Source organism: uncultured Sphingomonas sp., from assembly GCF_946477935.1.
Lineage (GTDB): Bacteria > Pseudomonadota > Alphaproteobacteria > Sphingomonadales > Sphingomonadaceae > Sphingomonas.
In genome coordinates this window covers 1-2,942 of the sequence record NZ_CAMLAC010000331.1, presented here as the reverse complement: position 1 = coordinate 2,942, position 2,942 = coordinate 1, and the positions used below count along the sequence as shown (strand labels likewise).

Genomic DNA, 2,942 nt, shown 5'->3' with positions numbered 1-2,942 from the left:
TGTATCGGCGATCGCGCGCGGCGATGCCTCGCATCGCCGCCGCCTGCCTGAACGCGCCCGTGCCGGCGCTGGGGGGCAAGCCGATGACGAGTATCTATGATCCGGCCCGCGTGTCGCCCGCGGCACTGACCGAGCTGGAACGCAGCGCAGGCTCGGCCCTGTGGACGTCACCGCACTGGCGGCACCGCGAGGGCATTCGCATCATCGCCCTGGCCGGGCTGCGCGAAGCCGAGAACCCGGACACCGCACCCCAGTGGATCGAGCGCGCCCGCACCTGGCTGGCTGCGCCCGTGGCACTGGCCGCATAATCGACAAAGGAGCCCTGGACATGGTCAGATCGAACACACCGCCCGACGCGCCGGAAGTTCTTGCCGCCATCCCGCTGGGGGAATGGATGAACCAGATGATGGCGCGCGACAACCAGATGTGGGAACAGCTCAACCGCCGCGACAACGACATGCAGAAACAGTTGCTCGAACTGTTCTCCCAATTGCTGGCCGCGAACTCGGTCGATCGCGTGGTCGTCAGCGGGTTCGACGAGATGGGCAAGCTGCTGCGCGAGCAGATGGGGCCACTGCGCACCATCGGGCGCGATTATGGCGAACTGGACCAGGACACCAACCGCAGGCTGGAGACGCTGCAAAAAGCGCTGGAACGGCAAGACTTCTCGCAGGTCAGCGACGAGGGGGCGATCCGCGGGATCGCGAATGTCGGCAAAGGGAGCCTTGTGTCATGATCCCGCTTCTCGTTCACCGGATCGTCAACGCCCGGAGCGTCAGCAAGGAGCAGGCCGCGCTGGAGGTGCTTACCGCCGATCCGTTCGACCTGACGCTCCACATGGAGCAGCTCTGGGACCTGACCCTGCCATGGGGCTCGCAGCTTTCGGCGGGCAAGGCGCGCCGGACGCTCTGGGGTACCGGCGAATATGCCGCCGCGGCGTTCGTGCCGGCTGCGCTGCCGGCATGGGACCATCTGGGCTACAGCTACGTGCTGGAGAATACCCGCATCGTCCAGATCCTGCGACGGGTGGTCCGGGAGTATCGCTCCGGCGAGGGGCTGGGCGTGCCCAAGATCGAGACGCAGCAATGGCTGGATGCCACCGAGGCACTGCTGTTCGGCGCGGCGAACCCGGTGCCGTCATGGCTGTCGACCAGCGGCGTGCGGCCCGATGCCGAAGCGGTACGACGCAACGCCTATTGGCGGCTGTTCGGGCTGGATCTGGCATTCGGCGACGATCAGAACCGCCCACCCGTCTATGACCGCCCGGCAGCGAGCAATGGCAGCTTCGTCCGGCTGTTCGAGGAACTGCTGTACGAATTGTGGCGGGCGATGACGAACGTCCACAATTATTCCGGCGAGGACGCGTCCGATGACGACCGCATCTACCGGATCGCCGAAGAGCTCGGCTATGTGCTCCGCTCGCGCCGTCAGAACAAGCTGATCGCGCGGGAGGAGCTTGCCGCGGCGACGGCGCTTGGATGGGCCGAGCTGACGGTTTCCACCAACAATCCGATCGTCACCGACCTGGGCGCGAGCGCGACCAGCCCGGCCAACCGCCTGCAACTGATCGGCGAACGGGTCGGCCTTCCGGCGCACAGCAAGAGTGCAGCCTTCTTCTCCATGGCGGAATCGCTGTCGAAGTTCCTGTACGCGATCGAGGGTGGGCTGGTGAGCGGGCCGGGCAATGCCTGGCAGCTCTATCTGGAAACGAACCCGAGCGGGCAGACCGGTAAGCCGATCGGTGCCGACAGCCGCAGGGTCATCACCGAATGGGCGGCTGCCACGGGCAAGGATCTGAAGGCACGCAGCCGGCCGGTCGAGTCGGCCAAGCCGCGGCTGGTCGCCGCGCGCTGAACGGACGCAGCCTGGGAGGGCATCATGCAAGGCAATGGCCGCTTCGACTCGCTGTACTTCGAGAGCGCACTGGCGGAGGATTACGACGCCGCCGAGGATCGTTCTTGGCAACCGGCGCTGGAACTGGGCGAGGAAGGCTATCTTTCCGCGGAATCCTACGCGCCGCAGGACGACGAAGATCCTCGTTTTCTCGGCGAGGTGCAGAGCGCGGAACATGAAGCGGCCGCAGCGAGCGATGCCGAATGGCTGGAGGCTGAATGGCTAGAGGCTCCCGCCGGATCGGGCGCGAGCGAGACCGTCGAGGCATTCTGCGAGCGGCTGGGGCGCGAATGGTCGCAACGGTTGAAAGGGGAGCCAAGCGCCGATGCGATGCGCCGGGGCCTGTTGCGTGACCATGAGGACACTTTGGCCGCCGCCCGGCTGCGCTGGCGCGGAAAGGCTGGAACACCGGATCTCTGGGAGCGGGTAACGCGGGCGTGGATGGTCGGTCGCGAGGAGGCGATGCGCTTCAAGACGGAGGGCGGCCGGGGCGGGGCATCCGTCGACCTGGCACCACCGGCCGCGCGCGTGCCGCTCGTCGCGGATCGTCTGGTCGGCGGGTCGCTGGACAGCGTGGACAGGAAGGGCAGGTCGATTGCGGGGGCCAAGGTCGCGCCATTCACCTTGCGCTTCGCACGCGCCTTGCGGGGGCGGCACAAGACGGTCGGCATGACCAACTATCCCCGGCATGGGGGCGGTGCGTTCAACGATCGGGGCTATTCGCTCGATCTATGGCTGTCCGGCACCGACGCGCGCGGCTTCTACCGGCATGACGAGGCGCTGCGCCTGTTGCGCGCGATCGACGCGGCGGCGCGTGCCGTCGATGCGCAGTGGCGCGTCATCTATAACGACTTCGCGGTCGCCGATGCGATCAACCGCGAGCTCGGACGGCGCCATGTCATCTTCAAGGGTGATGTGAGGCGCAACAAGGCAAAGCAGGTCACCGGGCTGAACTGGCACGGCCCCGCGCCGCTATTGCTGCACTTCCACCTCGATGTCGCGCCGCGGTCGGTTGTGGACGAGGGCGAGGCGGAGGGGTTCGGGGAGGC

At 67.1% G+C, this 2,942-nt stretch carries 4 protein-coding genes; all 4 read left to right on the top strand.

Annotated elements, in window-relative coordinates:
- Positions 1-308 (top strand): hypothetical protein (locus Q0U08_RS19440; protein ID WP_298093421.1); only part of this gene is annotated, 308 nt, incomplete at its 5' end.
- A 20-nt stretch (positions 309-328) separates the two neighbouring features.
- The gene (locus Q0U08_RS19435) at positions 329-736 is read left to right on the top strand and encodes a hypothetical protein (protein WP_298093420.1); all 408 of its coding nucleotides are present in this window, start codon (positions 329-331) and stop codon (positions 734-736) included.
- Positions 733-1,854 carry a hypothetical protein gene (locus Q0U08_RS19430; protein WP_298093418.1) on the top strand — a complete coding sequence of 374 codons (1,122 nt, stop codon included), beginning with the start codon at positions 733-735 and terminating at the stop codon, positions 1,852-1,854. Before Q0U08_RS19435 ends, Q0U08_RS19430 begins: the two co-directional genes overlap by 4 nt.
- Before the next feature lie 24 nt (positions 1,855-1,878).
- Positions 1,879-2,942 (top strand): hypothetical protein (locus Q0U08_RS19425; protein ID WP_298093417.1); only part of this gene is annotated, 1,064 nt, incomplete at its 3' end.

Coding starts and splice junctions, on each gene's coding strand:
- Q0U08_RS19435 (WP_298093420.1), top strand. CDS start 329: ATGGTCAGATCGAACACACCGCCCGACGCGCCGGAAGTTCTTGCCGCC.
- Q0U08_RS19430 (WP_298093418.1), top strand. CDS start 733: ATGATCCCGCTTCTCGTTCACCGGATCGTCAACGCCCGGAGCGTCAGC.